General features: G+C 53.0%; 18 protein-coding genes, 1 tRNA gene and 1 rRNA gene. All 20 read left to right on the forward strand.

Annotated features, from left to right (window positions below; translation table 11 throughout):
* Nucleotides 1-42 precede the first annotated feature (42 nt).
* Nucleotides 43-2,520: a stage II sporulation protein E gene (gene spoIIE / locus CV944_RS07250; protein ID WP_100659374.1), complete on the forward strand. Its 2,478-nt coding sequence runs from the start codon at nt 43-45 to the stop codon at nt 2,518-2,520.
* A 13-nt stretch (nt 2,521-2,533) separates the two neighbouring features.
* A complete protein-coding gene (locus CV944_RS07255; protein WP_080706498.1) occupies nt 2,534-3,328 on the forward strand; it encodes a vWA domain-containing protein in 795 nt (264 codons plus the stop codon).
* Nucleotides 3,291-4,274, forward strand: a complete 984-nt coding sequence (locus tag CV944_RS07260) for a protein kinase domain-containing protein (RefSeq protein ID WP_033009022.1) — start codon at nt 3,291-3,293, stop codon at nt 4,272-4,274. Before CV944_RS07255 ends, CV944_RS07260 begins: the two co-directional genes overlap by 38 nt.
* Nucleotides 4,275-4,361: 87 nt before the next feature.
* Nucleotides 4,362-5,756, forward strand: a complete 1,395-nt coding sequence (tilS, locus tag CV944_RS07265; RefSeq protein WP_033008967.1) for a tRNA lysidine(34) synthetase TilS — start codon at nt 4,362-4,364, stop codon at nt 5,754-5,756.
* An 11-nt stretch (nt 5,757-5,767) separates the two neighbouring features.
* Nucleotides 5,768-6,313: a hypoxanthine phosphoribosyltransferase gene (hpt, locus tag CV944_RS07270; protein ID WP_012820458.1), complete on the forward strand. Its 546-nt coding sequence runs from the start codon at nt 5,768-5,770 to the stop codon at nt 6,311-6,313.
* Nucleotides 6,314-6,407: 94 nt separating this feature from the next.
* Nucleotides 6,408-8,306: an ATP-dependent zinc metalloprotease FtsH gene (gene ftsH / locus CV944_RS07275; RefSeq protein ID WP_100659375.1), complete on the forward strand. Its 1,899-nt coding sequence runs from the start codon at nt 6,408-6,410 to the stop codon at nt 8,304-8,306.
* Between the two features lie 132 nt (nt 8,307-8,438).
* Complete coding sequence (locus tag CV944_RS07280; RefSeq protein ID WP_033009019.1) at nt 8,439-9,215, forward strand: type III pantothenate kinase; 777 nt, start codon at nt 8,439-8,441, stop codon at nt 9,213-9,215.
* A 14-nt stretch (nt 9,216-9,229) separates the two neighbouring features.
* Nucleotides 9,230-10,108 (forward strand): Hsp33 family molecular chaperone HslO, encoded by an 879-nt coding sequence (gene hslO, locus CV944_RS07285; protein WP_033014188.1) that lies wholly within the window; start codon nt 9,230-9,232, stop codon nt 10,106-10,108.
* A gap of 86 nt (nt 10,109-10,194) precedes the next feature.
* Nucleotides 10,195-11,121, forward strand: a complete 927-nt coding sequence (gene cysK / locus CV944_RS07290) for a cysteine synthase A (protein WP_100659376.1) — start codon at nt 10,195-10,197, stop codon at nt 11,119-11,121.
* 118 nt (nt 11,122-11,239) lie between these two features.
* Complete coding sequence (gene pabB, locus CV944_RS07295; protein WP_033008962.1) at nt 11,240-12,661, forward strand: aminodeoxychorismate synthase, component I; 1,422 nt, start codon at nt 11,240-11,242, stop codon at nt 12,659-12,661.
* A gap of 5 nt (nt 12,662-12,666) precedes the next feature.
* Entirely contained in the window at nt 12,667-13,242 is a 576-nt protein-coding gene (gene pabA / locus CV944_RS07300) for an aminodeoxychorismate/anthranilate synthase component II (protein WP_100659377.1), read from the forward strand.
* A gap of 5 nt (nt 13,243-13,247) precedes the next feature.
* The gene (gene pabC / locus CV944_RS07305; RefSeq protein WP_100659378.1) at nt 13,248-14,123 is read left to right on the forward strand and encodes an aminodeoxychorismate lyase; all 876 of its coding nucleotides are present in this window, start codon (nt 13,248-13,250) and stop codon (nt 14,121-14,123) included.
* A complete protein-coding gene (gene folP, locus CV944_RS07310; RefSeq protein ID WP_100659379.1) occupies nt 14,120-14,974 on the forward strand; it encodes a dihydropteroate synthase in 855 nt (284 codons plus the stop codon). The genes pabC and folP overlap by 4 nt, the downstream gene beginning before the upstream one ends.
* Complete coding sequence (gene folB / locus CV944_RS07315; protein WP_287136198.1) at nt 14,967-15,326, forward strand: dihydroneopterin aldolase; 360 nt, start codon at nt 14,967-14,969, stop codon at nt 15,324-15,326. The genes folP and folB overlap by 8 nt, the downstream gene beginning before the upstream one ends.
* Before the next feature lies 1 nt (nt 15,327).
* Nucleotides 15,328-15,855 (forward strand): 2-amino-4-hydroxy-6-hydroxymethyldihydropteridine diphosphokinase, encoded by a 528-nt coding sequence (gene folK / locus CV944_RS07320; protein WP_033008956.1) that lies wholly within the window; start codon nt 15,328-15,330, stop codon nt 15,853-15,855.
* Complete coding sequence (locus tag CV944_RS07325; RefSeq protein WP_033008955.1) at nt 15,807-16,028, forward strand: helix-turn-helix domain-containing protein; 222 nt, start codon at nt 15,807-15,809, stop codon at nt 16,026-16,028. Before folK ends, CV944_RS07325 begins: the two co-directional genes overlap by 49 nt.
* 15 nt (nt 16,029-16,043) lie before the next feature.
* The gene (gene dusB, locus CV944_RS07330; RefSeq protein WP_100659380.1) at nt 16,044-17,042 is read left to right on the forward strand and encodes a tRNA dihydrouridine synthase DusB; all 999 of its coding nucleotides are present in this window, start codon (nt 16,044-16,046) and stop codon (nt 17,040-17,042) included.
* Between the two features lie 330 nt (nt 17,043-17,372).
* Nucleotides 17,373-18,857, forward strand: a complete 1,485-nt coding sequence (gene lysS / locus CV944_RS07340) for a lysine--tRNA ligase (protein ID WP_033008952.1) — start codon at nt 17,373-17,375, stop codon at nt 18,855-18,857.
* A 507-nt stretch (nt 18,858-19,364) separates the two neighbouring features.
* Nucleotides 19,365-19,481: ribosomal RNA gene (rrf, locus tag CV944_RS07345) — 5S ribosomal RNA — on the forward strand.
* A gap of 8 nt (nt 19,482-19,489) precedes the next feature.
* Nucleotides 19,490-19,565: transfer RNA gene (locus CV944_RS07350), tRNA-Val, on the forward strand.
* Nucleotides 19,566-19,672 lie beyond the last annotated feature (107 nt).

A 19,672-nucleotide genomic window follows, 5' to 3' on the forward strand; every position in this document is an offset into this window, starting at 1 on the left:
ATATAATAGGGGGTAATAGAAAAGCAAAGGAGAGGATCGGGAATGGAAAGAGTAGAAAGAGGGACGGTGCGCCGCATTTCGGAAGTGCCGATTCATGACACGCAAGCAACCGTATCGCGTTGGATACGCCATGTGAAGCTGCGCCTTGGCCACTTGTTCGTCCATCAAGGATTTTTGCTTCTTCTCGTCGGCTTTTTGCTTGGACGAGCACTCATTTTGGCGAAGCTGACCCCGTTTGCGCTGCCGTTTTTCGTTTCCGTCTATATGTTGCGCCGTGACAAGGCGGCCTTTGCTTTGATTGCCCTAATGGCCGGCGCGTTGACACTGTCGTTCGATGTTTTGCTGTTTGTCGGCGTTTCCATTTTCGGCTTTCTCTTTATTTACGGATGGGTGCGCAGGGTGATCAGCGAATCGTTAAAAATCGTCCCGTTCGTCGTCTTTGCGGTCTCATTGGCAGCGAAATGGCTGATCTCCTACTACTGGGTCGGGGAGCGGACGGTTTACGGGACGGCCATGGCGGTTGTCGAAGCCGGGCTTTCGCTTGTGCTTACACTGATTTTTATGCAAAGCATCCCTTTGCTGACGGTCCGGAAACACAAACATGCCTTGCGGGCTGAGGAAATCATTTCATTGATTATTTTGCTTGCCTCGATGTTGACAGGGATGATCGGTTGGTCGGCGTATGGCTTGTCGCTTGAGCATGTGATGTCGCGTTATCTCGTGCTGCTGTTCGCATTTGTCGCCGGGGCGGCGACCGGTTCGACTGTCGGAGTGGTCACCGGCCTCATTTTGAGCTTAGCGAACGTCGGCAACTTGTCGGAAATGAGCTTGCTTGCCTTCGCCGGGCTGCTCGGTGGGCTGCTTAAAGAAGGGCGAAAGCTTGGGGTCGCGTTCGGGCTTATCGTCGCGACGTTGTTAATGGGTTTATACGGGAATGGAAAGGCGGAGCTTGTGCCGACGTTGCTTGAATCAGGCATCGCCATTGTGCTGTTTTTGTTCACGGCCCGCTCCTTGACAGAGAAAATCGCCAAATACATTCCGGGTACGGCCGAATATATCAATGAGCAGCAACAATACGTCCGCAAAATTCGCGACGTGACCGCCCAGCGCGTTTCACAGTTTTCGAACGTCTTCCAAGCATTGGCAGAAAGTTTTTCACCCGAACCATTGTCAGATGACAGTGAACATCAGGAGCGCGAAGAAGACTACTTTCTTGGCGATATTACGGAGCAAACGTGCCAAACGTGTTTCAAAAAGGCCCAGTGCTGGGTGACAAACTTTAGTACAACCTATGCGTATATGAAGCGAATGATGCATGAAGCCGAAGAAAAAACATTGGCGCACAACCATCAGCTGCTGCGCGAATGGGAGCGCCATTGCGTAAAAGCAGGCAAAGTCGTTGACGCGATGGAAAAGGAGATGGTCATTTATCAGGCGAATCGCAAACTCAAACAGCAAATTTATGAAAGCCGAAAACTCGTCGCCGAGCAGTTGCTGGGCGTTTCCCAGGTGATGGACGATTTCGCCAAAGAAATGCAAAAGGAACAGGAAAACCATTATTTGCAGGAAGAGCAAATTTACCACGCTTTGCAAGAGTTTGGCATCGAAATCGGCCACGTCGATATTTACAGTTTGGAAAAGGGAAATATCGATATTGAAATGAGCATTCCGTATTGCGAGGGGCGCGGCGAGTGCGAAAAACTGATCGCGCCGATGCTGTCGGACATTTTAGGAGAAACAATTGTTGTCAAGCGTGAAGAGTGCGCCGCTTACCCGAACGGCTACTGCCGTGTTGCCTTTGGTTCAACCAAAGCGTTTGTCGTGGAAACGGGAGTCGCGTTTGCGGCTAAAGGGGGCGAGCTCATTTCCGGCGACAGCTATGCGACGATTGAGCTCGGCACCGGCAAATATGCGGTTGCCATCAGCGACGGCATGGGCAACGGCGAACGGGCGCACTACGAAAGCCGCGAGACGCTGCGCCTGCTGCAAAAAATTTTGCAGACAGGGATGGACGAATCGATTGCCATTAAATCGATCAATTCGATCCTGGCGCTGCGGACGACAGAGGACATGTATGCGACGCTCGATTTGGCCATCATCGACTTGCAAAACGCCGCGACAAAGTTTTTGAAAATCGGGTCGACGCCGAGTTTCATCAAGCGGGGCAACAAAGTGATCAAGGTAGAGGCGAGCAACTTGCCGATGGGGATCCTTAAAGAGGTCGAATTTGATGTCGTCAGCGAACAGTTAAAATCGGGCGACTTGCTCATCATGATGAGCGATGGGGTGTTTGAAGGGCCGATGAACGTAGAGAACCATGATGTATGGATGAAGCGAAAAATTCAAGAGTTAAAAACGAACGACCCGCAGGAAGTCGCCGATTTGATCATGGAAGAAGTGATCCGCCAATGCGGCGGGGAAATTGAAGACGATATGACGGTCGTTGTCGCGAAAGTGCGGCACAACACGCCAAAATGGGCGACGATTCCCGCGTATATGTATATGAAAAAGGCGCAGTAATGCGCGTATAAAAATGTTCCCTGGCGGCGATGATGGTAATACTTATTCGCCAAGGAGGGGAACGAACATGCGGAAGGGAACGTTGCGGCAAATTTTGTTGATTACGGACGGCTGCTCAAACCATGGCGAGGACCCGGCTGCGATGGCGGCATTGGCTCGCGAACAAGGCATTACAGTGAACGTGATCGGCGTGTTGGATCAAGACACGATTGACGAAAACGGACGGCGGGAAATTGAAGCGATCGCTGCCGCCGGCGGCGGCATGAGCCAAATCGTGTACGCGAAACAGCTGTCGCAGACGGTGCAAATGGTGACGCGCCAGGCGATGACGCAGACGCTGCAAGGGCTCGTCAATCGCGAGTTGAAACAAATCTTTGGTTCTGACGTTTCGCTTGAGGACTTGCCGCCGGACAAGCGCGGCCAAGTGATGGAAGTCGTCGATGAACTTGGGGAAACGGCCGCACTTGATGTGCTCATCTTAATCGATACGAGCGGAAGCATGAAGACGAAACTGCCGATGGTCAAAGAGGCGCTCCTTGACTTGTCGCTCAGTTTAAACGCGCGCATGGGCGAAAATCGCTTTTCTGTGTTTATTTTCCCGGGCAAACGGAATTACGCTGAGAAAATGATGGATTGGACGCCGAAAATTGAAGAGCTGTCCACCATCTTTCCAAAGCTTTCATCAGGCGGGCTGACGCCGACCGGACCGGCGTTGCGTGAAGCGATGGCCTATTTCGGCCGCAATCGGTCGCTAAGGAGTTGGATTCATGATGGCGATGAGCCATACATCGAAGGATCGTCTTGGTAATCTTCCGCCCGGCACGGTCATCACTGGCAAATGGCACGGCCATTCGTACCGGTTGCTGCGTCGGCTCGGCAGCGGGGCGAACGGCGTCGTCTATCTGGCGGAGAGCGGCCGCCGCCGCGTTGCGCTGAAACTGAGCGACGACTATGCGTCGCTAGCCTCGGAAATGAATATATTGCGCCGTTTTGCCAAGGTCCAGGGAGCCGCCCTCGGGCCTTCTTTGCTGGAAGCCGATGATTGGCAAAGCCCGTTTGCCCGGAGGGTGGTTCCGTTTTATGCCATGGAGTACATTGAAGGGGAGCAGTTCTCCGCTTTCGTCCGCCGGCGCGGAAAAGAATGGGCGCCGGTGCTGCTTATGCAGCTTTTGTCTGTGCTCGGACGGCTTCATGAAGAAGGATGGGTATTCGGTGATTTGAAGCCGGACAATTTGATCGTCACCGGGCCGCCGCCGTCCGTCCGACTGTTGGATGTCGGGGGGACGACGATGCAGGGGCGGGCGATCAAAGAGTTTACCGAGCTGTATGACCGCGGCTATTGGGGGCTCGGGTCGCGCAAAGCAGAGCCGTCGTACGATTTGTTTGCGGCGGCGATGGTGATGATTGCCGCCTGTTATCCGGGGCCGCTCGAGAAAAAAGGGAACGGGAGGGCGCAACTTTTGTCCATCATTGAAACGGATCGTTTTTTAGCCCAATATAAAGAAGTTTTGCAAAATGCGCTTGACGGCCGGTATGCGAAGGCCGAGGACATGCGCCGCGACTTATTGGCTGCCTCTTCCCGCCGCGTGGCGGCACACTATGAGGTCAAGACAGCAGCGGCCGCACCGAACCGCCGGTCGGGGCGGCGGGCCGCCAAGCGCCGCAAAACGGGCAGGATTGCCGAAACGGTGCTGATCGCTGTCTTGCTGCTTGGCGCGTACGGTTTTTATATATACTGGCATCTGTCGATGTAACCTAGTAAAATAAAGAAACGGAAGTTTTGAGAAAATGGGGCGGTCGTGTTACGATGAAGCTAAAAGAGGGTAAAGAGGGTTTCGGCGATGATGGATAAAGTGCGCGCCTTTATTGACAGGCACGGACTGCTTTCAAAAGGGGCGACAGTCATTGTCGGCGTTTCCGGGGGCCCCGACTCGCTTGCTCTGCTGCACGTGTTTCTTTCGCTTCGCGATGAGTGGAAGCTTCGCCTTGTAGCGGCCCATGTCGACCATATGTTTCGCGGGCGGGAATCGGAAGAGGAGATGGAGTTTGTGAAACATTTTTGCGCCGAACACCGTATTTTATGTGAGACGGCGCAAATCGACGTTCCCGCTTTCCAGCGCCGCACGGGCCTTGGCGCCCAAGAGGCGGCGCGCAACTGTCGATACCGCTTTTTTGCCGAACTGGTGAAAAAACATCAAGCCCAGTATGTCGCTGTCGGCCATCACGGCGATGACCAAGTCGAGACGATTTTAATGCGGCTTGTGCGCGGCAGCACAGGAAAAGGATATGCCGGTATCCCCGTCAAGCGGCCGTTTCACGGCGGGTATCTCATCCGCCCGTTTTTAGCCGTCAGCCGGGCGGATATCGAGGAGTATTGCGAAAAGGCAGGGCTCGCCCCGCGCCGCGATCCAAGCAACGAAAAAGACGACTACACGCGCAACCGGTTCCGCCGCTATATTATTCCGTTGCTGAAACAGGAAAATCCGCGCTTGCATGAGCGATTTCAACAATATAGTGAAATGATGGCGGAAGATGAGCAGTTCTTGGAGGAATTGGCAATCGACGCGCTGAATAAAGTAATGGAAAAACAATATAATGAAGTTGTGTTGCATCTCCGCCCGTTTCTCGCATTGCCTCGGCCGTTGCAGCGTCGGGTGTTGCAGCTTTTGCTGCTTCGCCTTTACGACGCCGTTCCGGCGGCGTTGACTTTTGTACATATCGGTCATATACTGATGCTTTGCGAACGCGCCCGCCCTTCCGGACAAATTGATTTGCCAAAAGGGCTCAAAGCGATCCGCTCGTATGACCGCTGTTTGTTTACGTTTGGCGTCCAAAGCGGCGCTCCAAGCTATCAGCTTGACTTGCCGGTTCCAGCGCTATTGCCCCTCCCAACCGGTGGTGCAATCGTGAGTGAATTTAGGGAACACTATCCGAAGGGACGGCTGGGAAACGATTCGTTTGTGGTTGACCCCGATGCGGTGTCCCTTCCGCTTCGCGTGCGGACGCGCCGCGAGGGCGACCGGATGGTGCTGAAAGGGACGGGAGGCACGAAAAAAATTAAAGAGATTTTCATTGAAGCCAAAGTTCCGCGGACGGAAAGGGATGGCTGGCCGATCGTCGAAGATGCCGACGGCCGCATTCTCTGGGTGCCCGGGCTGAAAAAATCGGCTTTTGAAGCCGAAGACCGCGGGCAAGCCCGTTATATCCTGCTCCATTATGAGGCGATGAACAGCTAGGAGGAAAAAAGATGGGAATGAAAGACGATATTCAAAAAGTGTTGATCACTGAGGAGGAAATTCAGGCGAAAGTCAAAGAACTCGGCGGCTTGTTGACGAAAGAGTATGAGGGGCGTTTTCCGCTCGCCGTCGGCGTCCTCAAAGGGGCGATGCCGTTTATGGCCGATTTGCTCAAACATATCGATACATACTTGGAAATGGATTTTATGGATGTGTCAAGCTACGGCAATGCGACTGTTTCATCCGGTGAAGTGAAAATTGTCAAAGACTTAAATACATCGGTTGAGGGCCGCGACATTTTGATCATTGAAGACATTATCGACAGCGGGTTGACGCTCAGTTATTTGGTGGATTTGTTCCGCTACCGGAAAGCGAATTCGATTAAAATCGTCACCCTCCTTGACAAGCCGTCGGGCCGGAAGGCGGATATTCAGGCTGATTACACTGGATTTACCGTCCCCGACGAATTCGTTGTCGGCTATGGCCTCGATTATGCTGAAAAATACCGCAACCTCCCGTTTATCGGCGTCTTAAAGCCAGAAGTGTACCAAAAGTGAAGCGATTGTCGTGCACCGGCCGAATTGTTTGTATTTAAGCAAATTTCTATGCTAGTATTGAGTATAGTGTGTTTCATATGGGAGGAGGCAAGAAATGAACCGGATTTTCCGCAACACCATCTTTTATTTGCTGATTTTCCTCGTCGTGATCGGCGTCGTCAGCTTTTTTAACGGCACGAACCAGCGGACTGAGCCGATGACGTACGATGCGTTTATCACTCATCTGGAAAACGGGGACGTTGAGTCGTTTTCCATTAAGCCGGAGCGCGGCGTATATGAAATCAAAGGCCGATTGAAAACATACAATGAAGGTCAGTATTTTTCCGCTTATGTCATGAACAGCGACAAAGTGCTGGACCGCATTGATGCAGCGGCGGCACGGACGCGGGTGGAAGTTGTGCCTGCGGATGAAACGAGCGGATGGGTGACGTTTTTCACTTCCATCATTCCGTTTGTGATTATGTTTATTTTGTTTTTCTTTCTGTTGAATCAGGCGCAAGGCGGCGGCAGCCGGGTGATGAATTTCGGCAAAAGCCGGGCGCGGCTGTATACGGATGACAAGCGGAAGGTCCGTTTTCGCGATGTGGCTGGAGCGGACGAGGAAAAAGAAGAGCTCGTGGAAATTGTTGAGTTTTTGAAAGATCCGCGCAAATTCGCCGAACTCGGCGCCCGCATTCCAAAAGGGGTGTTGCTTGTCGGGCCGCCGGGGACCGGGAAAACGTTGTTGGCGCGCGCGGTTGCCGGGGAAGCGGGCGTGCCGTTTTTCTCGATCAGCGGGTCGGATTTCGTAGAAATGTTCGTTGGGGTTGGCGCTTCGCGCGTGCGCGACTTGTTTGAAACAGCGAAAAAGAACGCACCGTGCATCATTTTCATCGACGAGATTGACGCCGTCGGCCGCCAGCGCGGCGCCGGCCTTGGCGGCGGCCATGATGAGAGGGAGCAGACGCTCAACCAGCTGCTTGTGGAAATGGACGGTTTTAACGGCAATGAAGGCATCATCATTATTGCGGCAACAAACCGGCCGGACATTTTAGACCCGGCGCTGTTGCGCCCGGGCCGCTTCGACCGGCAGATTACCGTCGACCGGCCGGATGTGAAAGGGCGCGAAGCGGTGTTGCGCGTGCATGCCCGCAACAAGCCGCTCGATGAGTCGGTTGATTTGAAGGCGATCGCCATGCGCACGCCGGGATTTTCCGGCGCCGATTTGGAAAACTTGTTGAACGAGGCGGCGCTCGTTGCAGCGCGCCGCAACAAAAAGAAAATCGACATGAGCGACATCGACGAGGCGACCGACCGCGTCATTGCCGGACCGGCGAAAAAAAGCCGCGTCATTTCGGAAAAAGAGCGGCGGATCGTCGCGTTTCACGAAGCTGGGCATACGGTCATCGGCATGGTGCTTGCCGACGCGGAAATGGTGCATAAAGTGACGATCGTTCCGCGCGGCCAAGCCGGAGGCTATGCGGTCATGCTGCCGAAAGAAGACCGGTACTTTATGACGAAAGCCGAATTAATGGATAAAATCACCGGCCTGCTCGGCGGGCGCGTCGCCGAGGAAATCGTGTTCAACGAAGTGAGCACGGGGGCCCACAACGATTTTCAGCGGGCGACAAACATCGCGCGCCGGATGGTGATGGAGTTCGGCATGAGCGAAAAGCTTGGTCCGCTGCAATTCGGCCAACCGAGCGGGCAAGTGTTTTTAGGACGCGACTTGCATAATGAGCAAAATTACAGCGATAAAATTGCTTACGAAATTGACTTGGAAATCCAGCGCATCATTAAAGAGTGCTACGAAAAGGCGAAGCAGATTTTAACGCAGCACCGTGACAAACTGGATCTAATCGCCACAACGTTGTTGGAAGTCGAAACGCTTGATGCGGAACAAATTAAACATTTATTTGAGCACGGCACGCTGCCGCCCGACCGCAAAGGCCGCGATGAAGCAGGCAAGGGCGACATCGACGTGAAAATCAATATTCAAAAGAAAGAGGAGTAATCGATGTCTCTATTCAGAGGCATCTTTTTTTTAGCCGCGGCCCCGTAGGTTGGCGCTGTTTTTTTCCGCGGGAAAGTCAAGTATGATATGATAGAGAAAGGAACTTATTGAAGAAAAGTGGGGAATGAGGCCATGATTTTTGTGTTGGACGTCGGCAACACCAATACCGTGTTGGGGGTTTATGACGGCGATGAATTAAAACACCATTGGCGCATCGAGACGAGCCGGGCGAAAACGGAAGACGAGTATGGCATGACCATCAAGGCGCTCTTGAGCCATGTCGGCTTGCAGTTTTCCGACATCCGCGGCATCATCATTTCTTCGGTTGTGCCGCCGATTATGTTTGCCCTTGAACGCATGTGCTTAAAATATTTCCACGTAAAGCCGCTCGTTGTCGGACCGGGCATTAAAACCGGGCTGGACATTAAATACGATAATCCGCGCGAAGTGGGCGCCGACCGGATCGTCAATGCGGTCGCGGGCATCCATTTGTACGGCAGCCCGCTCATTATTGTCGATTTTGGCACGGCGACGACGTATTGTTATATTAACGAACATAAACAATATATGGGAGGGGCTATTGCCCCGGGAATTATGATTTCGACGGAGGCGCTGTTTGCGCGGGCAGCAAAATTGCCGCGCATTGAAATCGCCCGTCCGGACGATATCATCGGCAAAAATACAGTCAGCGCCATGCAGGCCGGCATTTTATACGGATATGTTGGACAAGTGGAAGGCATCGTGTCGCGCATGAAGGCGAAAAGCAAAGTTCCGCCGAAAGTCATCGCCACTGGCGGCCTTGCGCCTCTCATTGCCGGCGAATCGGACGTGATCGATGTCGTGGATCCGTTTTTGACGCTGACAGGCTTAAAATTGTTGTACGAGAAAAACACCGAGAAAAAAGGATGAAGGGTTTGGTGAAGATGGGAGATTACTTAGTCAAAGCGCTCGCCTATGACGGACAGGTGAGGGCGTATGCGGCAAGGACGACGGAGACGGTGGCGGAAGCGCAGCGCCGCCATCAAACGTGGCCGACCGCCTCGGCGGCGCTCGGACGGGCGCTGACGGCCGGCGTTATGATGGGAGCAATGTTAAAAGGGGATGAAACGTTGACCATCAAAATTGATGGCGGCGGGCCGATCGGCACGATTTTAATCGACAGCAATGCCAAAGGGGAAGTGCGCGGCTATGTGACCAATCCGCACGTGCATTTCGAGCTGAATGAACACGGGAAACTCGATGTCGCGCGGGCGGTCGGCAAAAACGGGATGCTGACGGTCGTCAAAGACCTCGGGCTGCGCGACTTTTTCACCGGTCAAGTGCCGATCATCTCGGGGGAGCTCGGTGAGGATTTCACCTATTATTTCGCTTCTTCCGAGCAAATCCCGTCGTCCGTCGGCGTCGGCGTGCTCGTCAACCCCGATTACACGATCCGGGCCGCGGGAGGGTTTATCATTCAATTGATGCCTGGAACGGAAGAACAAACGATCAGCCGCATTGAGGAGCGGTTGAAACAAATTCCGCCTGTGTCGCGCATGATTGAAAACGGCCTAACACCGGAGCAAATATTGGAACAATTAGGCGGCGGCGTCCGGGTGTTGGAGACGATGCCGGTGTCATTTGTCTGCCGCTGTTCGCGCGAGCGGATCGCGGATGCGCTCATCAGCCTGGGGCCAGGGGAGATTCAAGATATCATCGACAAGGAAGGGCAGGCGGAAGCGTCATGCCATTTTTGCAATGAAACATACCATTTTGCGAAAGAAGAGCTCGAACAGCTGAAGCAACTTGCCGAAAAACGGTGAAAACGCGAAAATGATTGACAATTTCACTAATAGCTGATACATTGGAAATAAATTCGATAAAATTAATCGGGATTAGGGGTGGAACCATGGCACGCACAGTCAATTCTGTAACGGAACTGATCGGCGATACACCAGCCGTGAAATTAAATCGTATCGTCGATGAGGACAGCGCTGATGTTTATGTAAAATTGGAGTTCATGAACCCGGGCAGCAGCGTCAAAGACCGGATTGCATTGGCGATGATTGAGGCGGCGGAAAAAGAAGGGAAACTGAAGCCAGGCGATACGATCGTCGAACCGACAAGCGGCAACACCGGAATCGGGCTGGCAATGGTCGCGGCGGCGAAAGGATACAAAGCAGTGTTGGTCATGCCGGATACGATGAGCTTAGAGCGCCGCAACCTGTTGCGGGCGTATGGAGCTGAGCTGGTGCTCACGCCGGGCGCTCAAGGAATGCGTGGTGCGATCGAAAAAGCGGAAGAGCTCGTTCGCGAGCATGGCTATTTTATGCCGCAGCAATTCAAAAACGAAGCCAACCCGGAAATTCATCGTTTGACAACGGGCAAAGAAATCGTCGAACAAATGGGCGACCAGCTTGACGCGTTTGTGGCCGGCATCGGGACGGGCGGAACGATCACAGGCGCCGGCAAAGTGTTGCGTGAAGCGTATCCAAACATTAAAATTTATGCGGTTGAGCCGGCTGATTCGCCGGTCTTGTCGGGCGGCAAACCGGGCCCGCATAAAATTCAAGGAATCGGAGCCGGATTTATCCCGGATATTTTGGATACAAGCATTTACGATGAAGTCATTACCGTCACAACCGACGAAGCGTTTGCGGCTGCCCGCCGCGCCGCCCGCAAAGAAGGCATCCTTGGCGGCATTTCGTCCGGCGCTGCCATTCATGCGGCGTTGAAGGTGGCGAAAGAGCTCGGCAAAGGGAAAAAAGTGCTTGCCATCATCCCGAGCAATGGGGAGCGCTATTTGAGCACGCCGCTTTACCAATTCGAAGACTAAGCAGCTTTACTTTCGGCAGGGGTGACCCTGTCGAACTTTTTTATGTTTATGGGTGATATGAGCGCCGACTCATTGTACAATAAGGATAATGATGAGCGTCGTAAAGGGGTTGGCTGTGATGAAACAAAGACGAAGGCGGCTGAAGCGGACCATTCATTACAGCGGGCGGGATTGGTTTTATCAGTATGAGCAACTGGCATACGGCCGGCGGCACCACGTGTTGCTGGAGAGCGGACAAGGGGGAAGATACAGCATCATCGGCCTCAATCCGAGCGGGATCATTCGTGCCGCCGGGCATCAGCTGTCCATTATCTATCGTGGAAAAGAAACGGTGCTGAACGGGCCGCCGCTCGAGTTGCTGCAGCAATGGTTTTCACAACGTGTGGCGCCGGGGGAGGGGGAGCCGCTCCCGTGCCAAGGCGGGTTGGTCGGCTATATCAGCTATGACGCCGCTCGTTATATCGAACGGCTTCCATCGCTGGCTGTAGATGATTTGCAGCTGCCGTCTATGCAGTTTTTTGTATTTGACGATGTGGCGATTTACGATCATCAAACCGATCGCCTTCATTTGCTCGCTTATGCAGATGAAGGGGAAGAAGGAGAAGCGGAGCGGCGGTTGGAGATGTATGAACGGCTGTGGCTTGAAGAGCGAAGCAGCCCGCCGGTTTGGCCGTCCGTTGTCTCATCGGCTTGTCCATCGGTTTCCATGACAAAGGAGCAGTTTATGGAAGCGGTCCGCCGCGTTCAACATTATATTGCAGCGGGCGATGTGTTCCAAGTCAATTTGTCGGTGCGCCAGTCCCGTCCGCTGTTGACCCACCCGTTCGCTGTGTACAAACAACTGCGGACCATTAACCCGTCGCCGTACATGGCGTATGTGCATACCCCTGAATGTCAAATTGTCAGCGGTTCGCCGGAGCTGCTCGTCCGCAAGCAGGGAGAACGGCTGGAAACACGCCCGATAGCCGGAACCCGCTCGCGCGGACGCACGGAAGCGGAAGACGGGCAAATCGCCCGCAAACTGCTAGCCAGCGAAAAAGAGCGGGCCGAGCACGCCATGCTCGTTGATCTTGAGCGGAATGACCTTGGGCGTGTCTGTGTCTATGGGACGGTGCGTGTCGATGAGTGGATGACGGTGGAAAAGTATTCGCATGTGATGCATATTGTTTCCCACGTATCCGGCATCATGGCTCCGGAACATGATGCGTTTTCTGTTATTCGTGCGATGTTTCCCGGCGGAACGATCACCGGTGCTCCGAAAGTGCGGACGATGGAAATCATCGAAGAATTGGAGCCGGTTCGCCGCGGTTTGTACACCGGTTCGATCGGCTGGATCGATTTTCAAGGGAATATGGAGCTAAACATCGCCATCCGCACGATGGTTGTGAAAAACGGGCTGGCCCATGTGCAAGCAGGCGCAGGCATTGTCATCGATTCCAACCCGGAGCACGAGTACAAAGAATGTTTGAAAAAAGCCGCTGCCCTCTGGAAGGCGAAAGAGCTGAGCGAAGCAGAGACTTTATTTCAGAGCATGAGGTGAGAAGGATGATCGTCATGATCGATAACTATGATTCGTTTACGTACAATTTGGTGCAATATTTAGGGGTTTTAGGCGAAGAGCTGCTCGTAAAGCGGAACGACGAAATTACGGTGGACGAGATTGAGCGGCTTCATCCCGATTTTATCATGATTTCCCCCGGCCCATGTACACCGAATGAGGCGGGAATCAGCTTGGCCGTTATCGATCGCTTCGCCGGCCGCATCCCGATTTTTGGCGTCTGCCTCGGCCATCAGGCGATCGCCCAGGCGTTTGGCGGCCGCGTCATCCGTGCCCCAAGGCTGATGCACGGGAAAACGTCGTCCGTTTACCATGACGGGGAAACGATTTTCCGCGGCGTGCCAAGCCCGTTTACAGCGACGCGCTACCATTCCCTTATCGTTGAGAAAGAGACGCTTCCAGACTGTTTCATCGTGTCGGCTTGGACGGACGAAGACGAAGTGATGGCCATTCGCCATAAAACATTGCCAATCGAAGGAGTACAGTTCCACCCGGAGTCGATTATGACCAGCCATGGGATGCAACTGTTGAAAAACTTTATCAACACGTATAAAAAGGCGTGACAGTCATGTACGTGTATATCAACGGCGCGGTCGTTCCGCGCGAAGAAGCGCAGTTATCAGCGTTTGATCACGGCTTTTTATATGGGCTTGGCTTATTTGAAACATTCCGCACGTATAGCGGCCACCCTTTTTTGCTTGACGATCATTTGGCCCGATTGAACAAAGGGCTGTCTGAGCTTCACATCGAAAGGCAGTTCGGCCGCGCCGAAGCGGTGGCGATCATCGAGCAGTTGCTCGAGGCCAATGGCTTGCGCGACGCTTATGTGCGCTTCAATGTATCGGCCGGGGTCGGCGATCTCGGCTTGCCGATCGAACGTTACCGAAACCCGACCGTCATCGTCTATATGAAGCCGCTGCCGCCATCCGCCCCTCCAGAAGGGAAAGAAGGGGTCGTTTTAACAACGAGGCGGAACAGCCCTGAAGGCGATGAACGGTTAAAATCGCATCATTATTTAAACAATATAATTGGAAAGTGGGAGCTTGGCCGCCGTGTGGATGTGGAAGGCATTTTTTTAAATCGGGACGGGCAAGTAGCCGAGGGAATCGTTTCGAATATTTTTTGGGTCAAGGACGGCGTTGTCTACACCCCGGCGCCGTCTGTTGGCATATTAAACGGCGTTACGAGGCAGTTCGTCATCGCCTTGCTCGAACGGCTTCATATCCCGATTAAAGAGGGAGCGTATCCCCTGTCCCATTTGCAGGAGGCTGATGAGGTCTTTATTACGAATTCACTGCAGGAAATTGTGCCGCTTCACCGCATCGGCCGCCGCTCTTATAGCGGAAAACATGGCCCGGTGACCTGTTCGCTGCAACATCATTACCGCCGCTTTACCGATACATTATGGACGAGGAACGAACTGAAAGAAAGGATGAACGAATGATGGCAACGATGACGCGTTCCTTTGTATTAAAATGCCGCGGGCATGAGCTGGATTTGCGCCAAAAAACGTTGATCATGGGCATTGTCAATGTGACGCCTGACTCGTTTTCCGACGGCGGCCGGTTTTATGAAGTGGAAAAAGCGGTCGAGCATGCGAAACGGCTCGTGGCGGAAGGAGCCGACATCATTGACATCGGCGGTGAATCAACTCGTCCGGGGGCGGATCCAGTGCCGCTTGATGAAGAGCTACAGCGCGTCATTCCGGCAGTCAAAGCGATCGCCGATGCGGTGGACGTGCCGATTTCCGTCGACACGTATAAAGCCGAGGTCGCAAGGCAGGCCATTGAAGCGGGAGCGTATATCATCAACGACGTTTGGGGCGCCAAAGCCGATCCGGATATGGCCCACGTCGCCGCTTCGTACGGAGTGCCGATCATTTTAATGCACAACCGTCACGATATGGCATACCGCGATCTCATTTCCGACATGATCGCCGACTTGAAGGAGAGCATCCGTATTGTCAAACAGGCGGGAGTAAAAGAGGAAAACATTATTGTAGATCCGGGGATCGGATTTGCCAAAACGGTTGAACATAACCTGGAAGTGATGCGGCGTCTCGATGAGTTTGCTGCTTTGGGATACCCACTTTTGCTTGGCACATCGCGCAAACGGTTTATCGGCCATGTGCTCGATGTGCCGGTTGAGGAGCGGGTCGAAGGAACGGGGGCGACGGTTTGCCTTGGCATCGTGAAGGGGGCGCATATCGTCCGCGTCCATGACGTATTGCCGATCGCCCGCATGGCGAAAATGATGGATGCGATGCTCGGGAAAGGAGAGAGCGGCCATCGATAAAATTTATATTCAAGGTATGGAATTTTACGGTTATCACGGAGTGCTCCGAGAAGAAAACGTCCTCGGCCAGCGGTTTTTGGTCGATGTGGCCCTTGAGCTCGACTTGCGCCCAGCCGGCCGGAGCGACCGTCTCGAGCATACGGTGAACTATGCGGAAGTATACGAGCGCTGTCGGACGATCGTGGAAGAGAGGACGCTCGCCTTGATCGAAGCGGTTGCCGAGGCGATCGCGGATGAGCTGCTTGCCGCTTTCCCCGCCGTTCAGCGGTGCACGGTGAAAGTAATCAAGCCGAATCCGCCCATTCGCGGCCATTATCAGCATGTCGCCGTTGAAATCTACAGGGGGCGGTAAGATGGAAAACATTGCGTATATTGCTTTAGGTTCCAACCTTGGAGATCGTGCGTACTATTTGCGTTCAGCCGTCGCGGCGCTTCATCGCCATAAGGGAATTTTTGTCACATCGGGTTCGTCCATCTATGAAACCGACCCGGTCGGTTACGTCAACCAAGACAAGTTTTTAAACATGGTGATTGAGGTGGCGACCGCTTTGTCGCCATTTGCTTTGTTTGACGTGACGCAACAAATCGAACAGGAATTTGGCAGGAAAAGGGAAACTCGCTGGGGGCCGCGCACGTTAGACCTTGACATTTTGTTGTACAATCATGAAAATATTGAAACAGAGCGACTTGTCATTCCGCATCCGCGCATGGCGGAGCGGGCGTTTGTTTTAATCCCGTTGCTCGAGATCAATTCCCATTTGACAATACCGAACGTTTCGGAACCGTTAGCAGACATTATTGACCGACTACCCGACAAAAAAGGAGTTCGTGTATGGAAGCAGAAAGATGGGGAAGACGTATTCGCGCTTTTCGAAAGCTGAAAGGATATACACAAGAAAAGTTGGCCAAGGAACTCGGCATTTCCGTTTCGATTCTCGGCGAAATTGAACGGGGGAACCGGATGCCGTCCGACACGCTTGTCGGACAGATCGCCGAGCGGCTGAACGTATCGGTTGAGGAGCTGGCACCGCCAAAGTTCGAATCAAACAGGTAGAAAGGAGGCGTTTTTATGTTTCGCATTGGTGATGTGGAAATTCAAAACCGTGTCGTCCTTGCGCCGATGGCAGGCGTGTGCAATTCGGCTTTCCGCCTGACCGTAAAGGAGTTCGGCGCCGGTCTTGTATGCGCAGAGATGGTGAGCGATAAAGGAATCGTATACAACAATGAAAAGACGTTAAATATGCTCTATATCGACGAACGCGAAAAGCCGCTCAGCTTGCAAATTTTCGGCGGTGAAAAGGAAACACTTGTCAAAGCAGCGAAATTTGTCGACAAAAATACAAATGCCGATATTATCGACATCAACATGGGCTGCCCAGTGCCGAAAATTACGAATTGCGATGCCGGAGCGAAATGGCTCCTCGACCCGAACAAAATTTACGATGTCGTCGCCGCCATTGTCGACGCCGTCGAAAAACCCGTCACGGTCAAGATGCGAATCGGTTGGGATGACCAACATATTTACGCCGTTGAAAACGCCCAAGCGGTCGAACGCGCCGGCGGCAAAGCCGTCGCCGTCCATGGACGGACAAGGGTGCAAATGTATGAAGGGAAGGCGAATTGGGATATCATTAAGCAAGTCAAAGAGGCCGTCAACATTCCAGTCATCGGAAACGGTGATGTCAAAACGCCGCAGGATGCCAAGCGGATGCTCGAAGAAACTGGGGTTGACGGCGTGATGATCGGGCGGGCGGCGCTCGGCAACCCGTGGATGATTTATCGCACGGTCCGCTATTTAGAAACAGGGGAGCTCATTCCCGAACCGACCCCAAGGGAAAAAATCGATGTCTGCCTGCTGCACTTGGACCGTCTGATCGCCCTTAAAGGCGAGGATATTGCGGTGAAAGAAATGCGCAAGCACGCGGCTTGGTATTTAAAAGGCATCCGCGGGGCGGCGAAAATCCGCAACGCCATCAACGAGTGCGAGACGCGGGACGAATTGGCCGCGCTCTTGCTTCAAGTCGCCGAAGAAGCGGAAAGCCGGGCGGCGAACGCCGAAGCCGTTTAACGGATTTCGGAAAGAAGTCTCCCACCTCAAGGAACGCGAAGGGTGTAACCCAGTGAGTAAGTGGGAGATGAATGTCGTTTGGCGTTAGCCAACGAATAGGATAGAATATGGCTAGAACGGACACCTTCGGAACGAAGGGAAGCGTAAAGGGTTCTGGTGTGTGGCTTACCGTTCGGCGAACACGCACAAGTCGCTTGAAGCCTCCACCTCTAAGCGAAGCGTAGGTGGCGGGTAGTTCACACAACGGAGATGACGTTCATGCAGCGGAAGACTGCCAGCGGGTGCTGGCAGTATTTTTCGTAAAAAATCGCTAAATGGAGTGAATGAGGTATGAGCCATGAAGAATTGAACGACCAACTGCGCGTCCGCAGGGAAAAGCTGAAAAAAATTGAGGAATTGGGTGTCGATCCGTTTGGCAAACGGTTCGAGCGCACGCATAAAGCGGAAGAGCTGTTTGAACTGTACGGAGATTTGTCAAAAGAGGAACTCGAAGAGCAACAAATCGAAGTCGCCGTCGCCGGCCGCATCATGACAAAGAGAGGCAAGGGAAAAGCGGGCTTTGCTCACATCCAGGACGTGACGGGACAAATTCAAATTTACGTCCGCCAAGACGATGTTGGCGAACAGCAATACGAGCTGTTTAAAATCTCCGACCTCGGCGACATCGTCGGCGTGCGCGGCACGATGTTTAAAACAAAGGTCGGCGAACTTTCGATCAAAGTATCGTCGTATGAATTTTTAACAAAAGCGCTGCGTCCGCTGCCGGAAAAATACCACGGCTTAAAAGATATCGAGCAGCGCTACCGCCAACGCTACCTCGATTTAATTATGAATCCGGAGAGCAAAAAGACGTTCATCACCCGCAGTCTCATTATTCAATCGATGCGCCGCTATCTTGACAGCCATGGCTACTTGGAAGTCGAAACACCGATGATGCACGCCGTAGCAGGCGGTGCGGCGGCGCGCCCGTTCATTACGCATCATAATGCGCTCGATATGACGCTGTATATGCGGATCGCCATCGAGCTGCATTTGAAACGGCTCATCGTCGGCGGCTTGGAAAAAGTGTATGAAATCGGGCGCGTTTTCCGGAATGAAGGCATTTCCACCCGCCATAACCCGGAGTTTACGATGCTCGAATTGTACGAGGCGTATGCCGACTTCCGCGATATCATGAAATTAACGGAGAACTTGATCGCTCATATTGCCACGGAAGTGCTTGGCACAACAAAAATCCAGTACGGCGAACATCTTGTCGACTTGACGCCTGAATGGCGGCGCCTCCATATGGTCGATGCGATCAAGGAATATGTCGGCGTCGATTTCTGGCGGCAGATGAGCGACGAAGAGGCGCGGGAGCTGGCCAAAGAACACGGTGTCGAAGTCGCGCCGCACATGACGTTCGGCCATATCGTCAATGAATTTTTTGAACAAAAAGTAGAGGATAAACTGATCCAGCCGACGTTCATTTACGGCCACCCGGTCGAAATCTCGCCATTAGCCAAGAAAAACCCAGACGACCCGCGCTTTACCGATCGGTTTGAGCTGTTCATCGTCGGGCGCGAACATGCGAACGCCTTTACGGAACTAAACGACCCGATCGATCAGCGTCAACGGTTTGAGGAGCAGCTGAAGGAGCGCGAACAAGGAAACGATGAAGCGCACGAAATGGACGAAGATTTCCTCGAAGCGCTCGAATACGGCATGCCGCCGACGGGCGGACTCGGGATCGGGGTCGACCGGTTAGTCATGCTTTTGACCAATTCACCGTCCATTCGCGATGTATTGCTCTTCCCGCAAATGCGCCATAAATAACCACGATCGTCCCCTGTTGCGAACAACGGCAGGGGACAGTTTGTTATGAGAACTCGATTCAAGAAAAAGCCGGCTGCTGCCAGCCCCTAAGAAGGCCGGTGAAAAACAACGGATTCGTTTGGTTTTTGAGAAATCGAAAGGAACGAAGTTATAGTGTTGCAAAGTTTCTCAATTTGCCGCCCGTCCTAGACAAATGGAAAGATCTAAACCGGAAAATCGTTGATCATTACTATCGTCTTGGCAAATCATATTTGCATCATACACCACTCGCATTTGCCTATAACACGTACCAACGCTAATTTTCGTTCGACGATTGACTTTTAGTCATAGAATGTATATAATGAGCAATGTTGTTTTTGAGAACAAAACAAAAAACGAAATGAGTTGACAAGCTTTCTTCAGTGTGTTATATTATGATAGCACGTGAGACGTCAATAATGACGCACAAAAGGATATTGACAAGCAAACAAATTTGATTATAATGTAACTTGTCTGTTCTGTTGACTGCCTAGTGATGATAGCGGAGGGGAAACACCCGTTCCCATCCCGAACACGGAAGTTAAGCCCTCCAGCGCCGATGGTAGTTGGGGCCAGCGCCCCTGCGAGAGTAGGTCGTCGCTAGGCAACAGCGTGGAGGATTAGCTCAGCTGGGAGAGCACTTGCCTTACAAGCAAGGGGTCGGCGGTTCGATCCCGTCATCCTCCACCATTTATATACCATGAGCCATTAGCTCAGTAACGAGCGTTGCATCTTCGAGTTCGCTGCGAGTTGCCCCGACGCACTTGACTTCTTCGAATAAGCTTGTAGAGGAAGGG

Origin of the sequence: Geobacillus sp. WSUCF-018B (assembly GCF_002809985.1) — a bacterium.
Classification (GTDB): domain Bacteria; phylum Bacillota; class Bacilli; order Bacillales; family Anoxybacillaceae; genus Geobacillus; species Geobacillus thermophilus.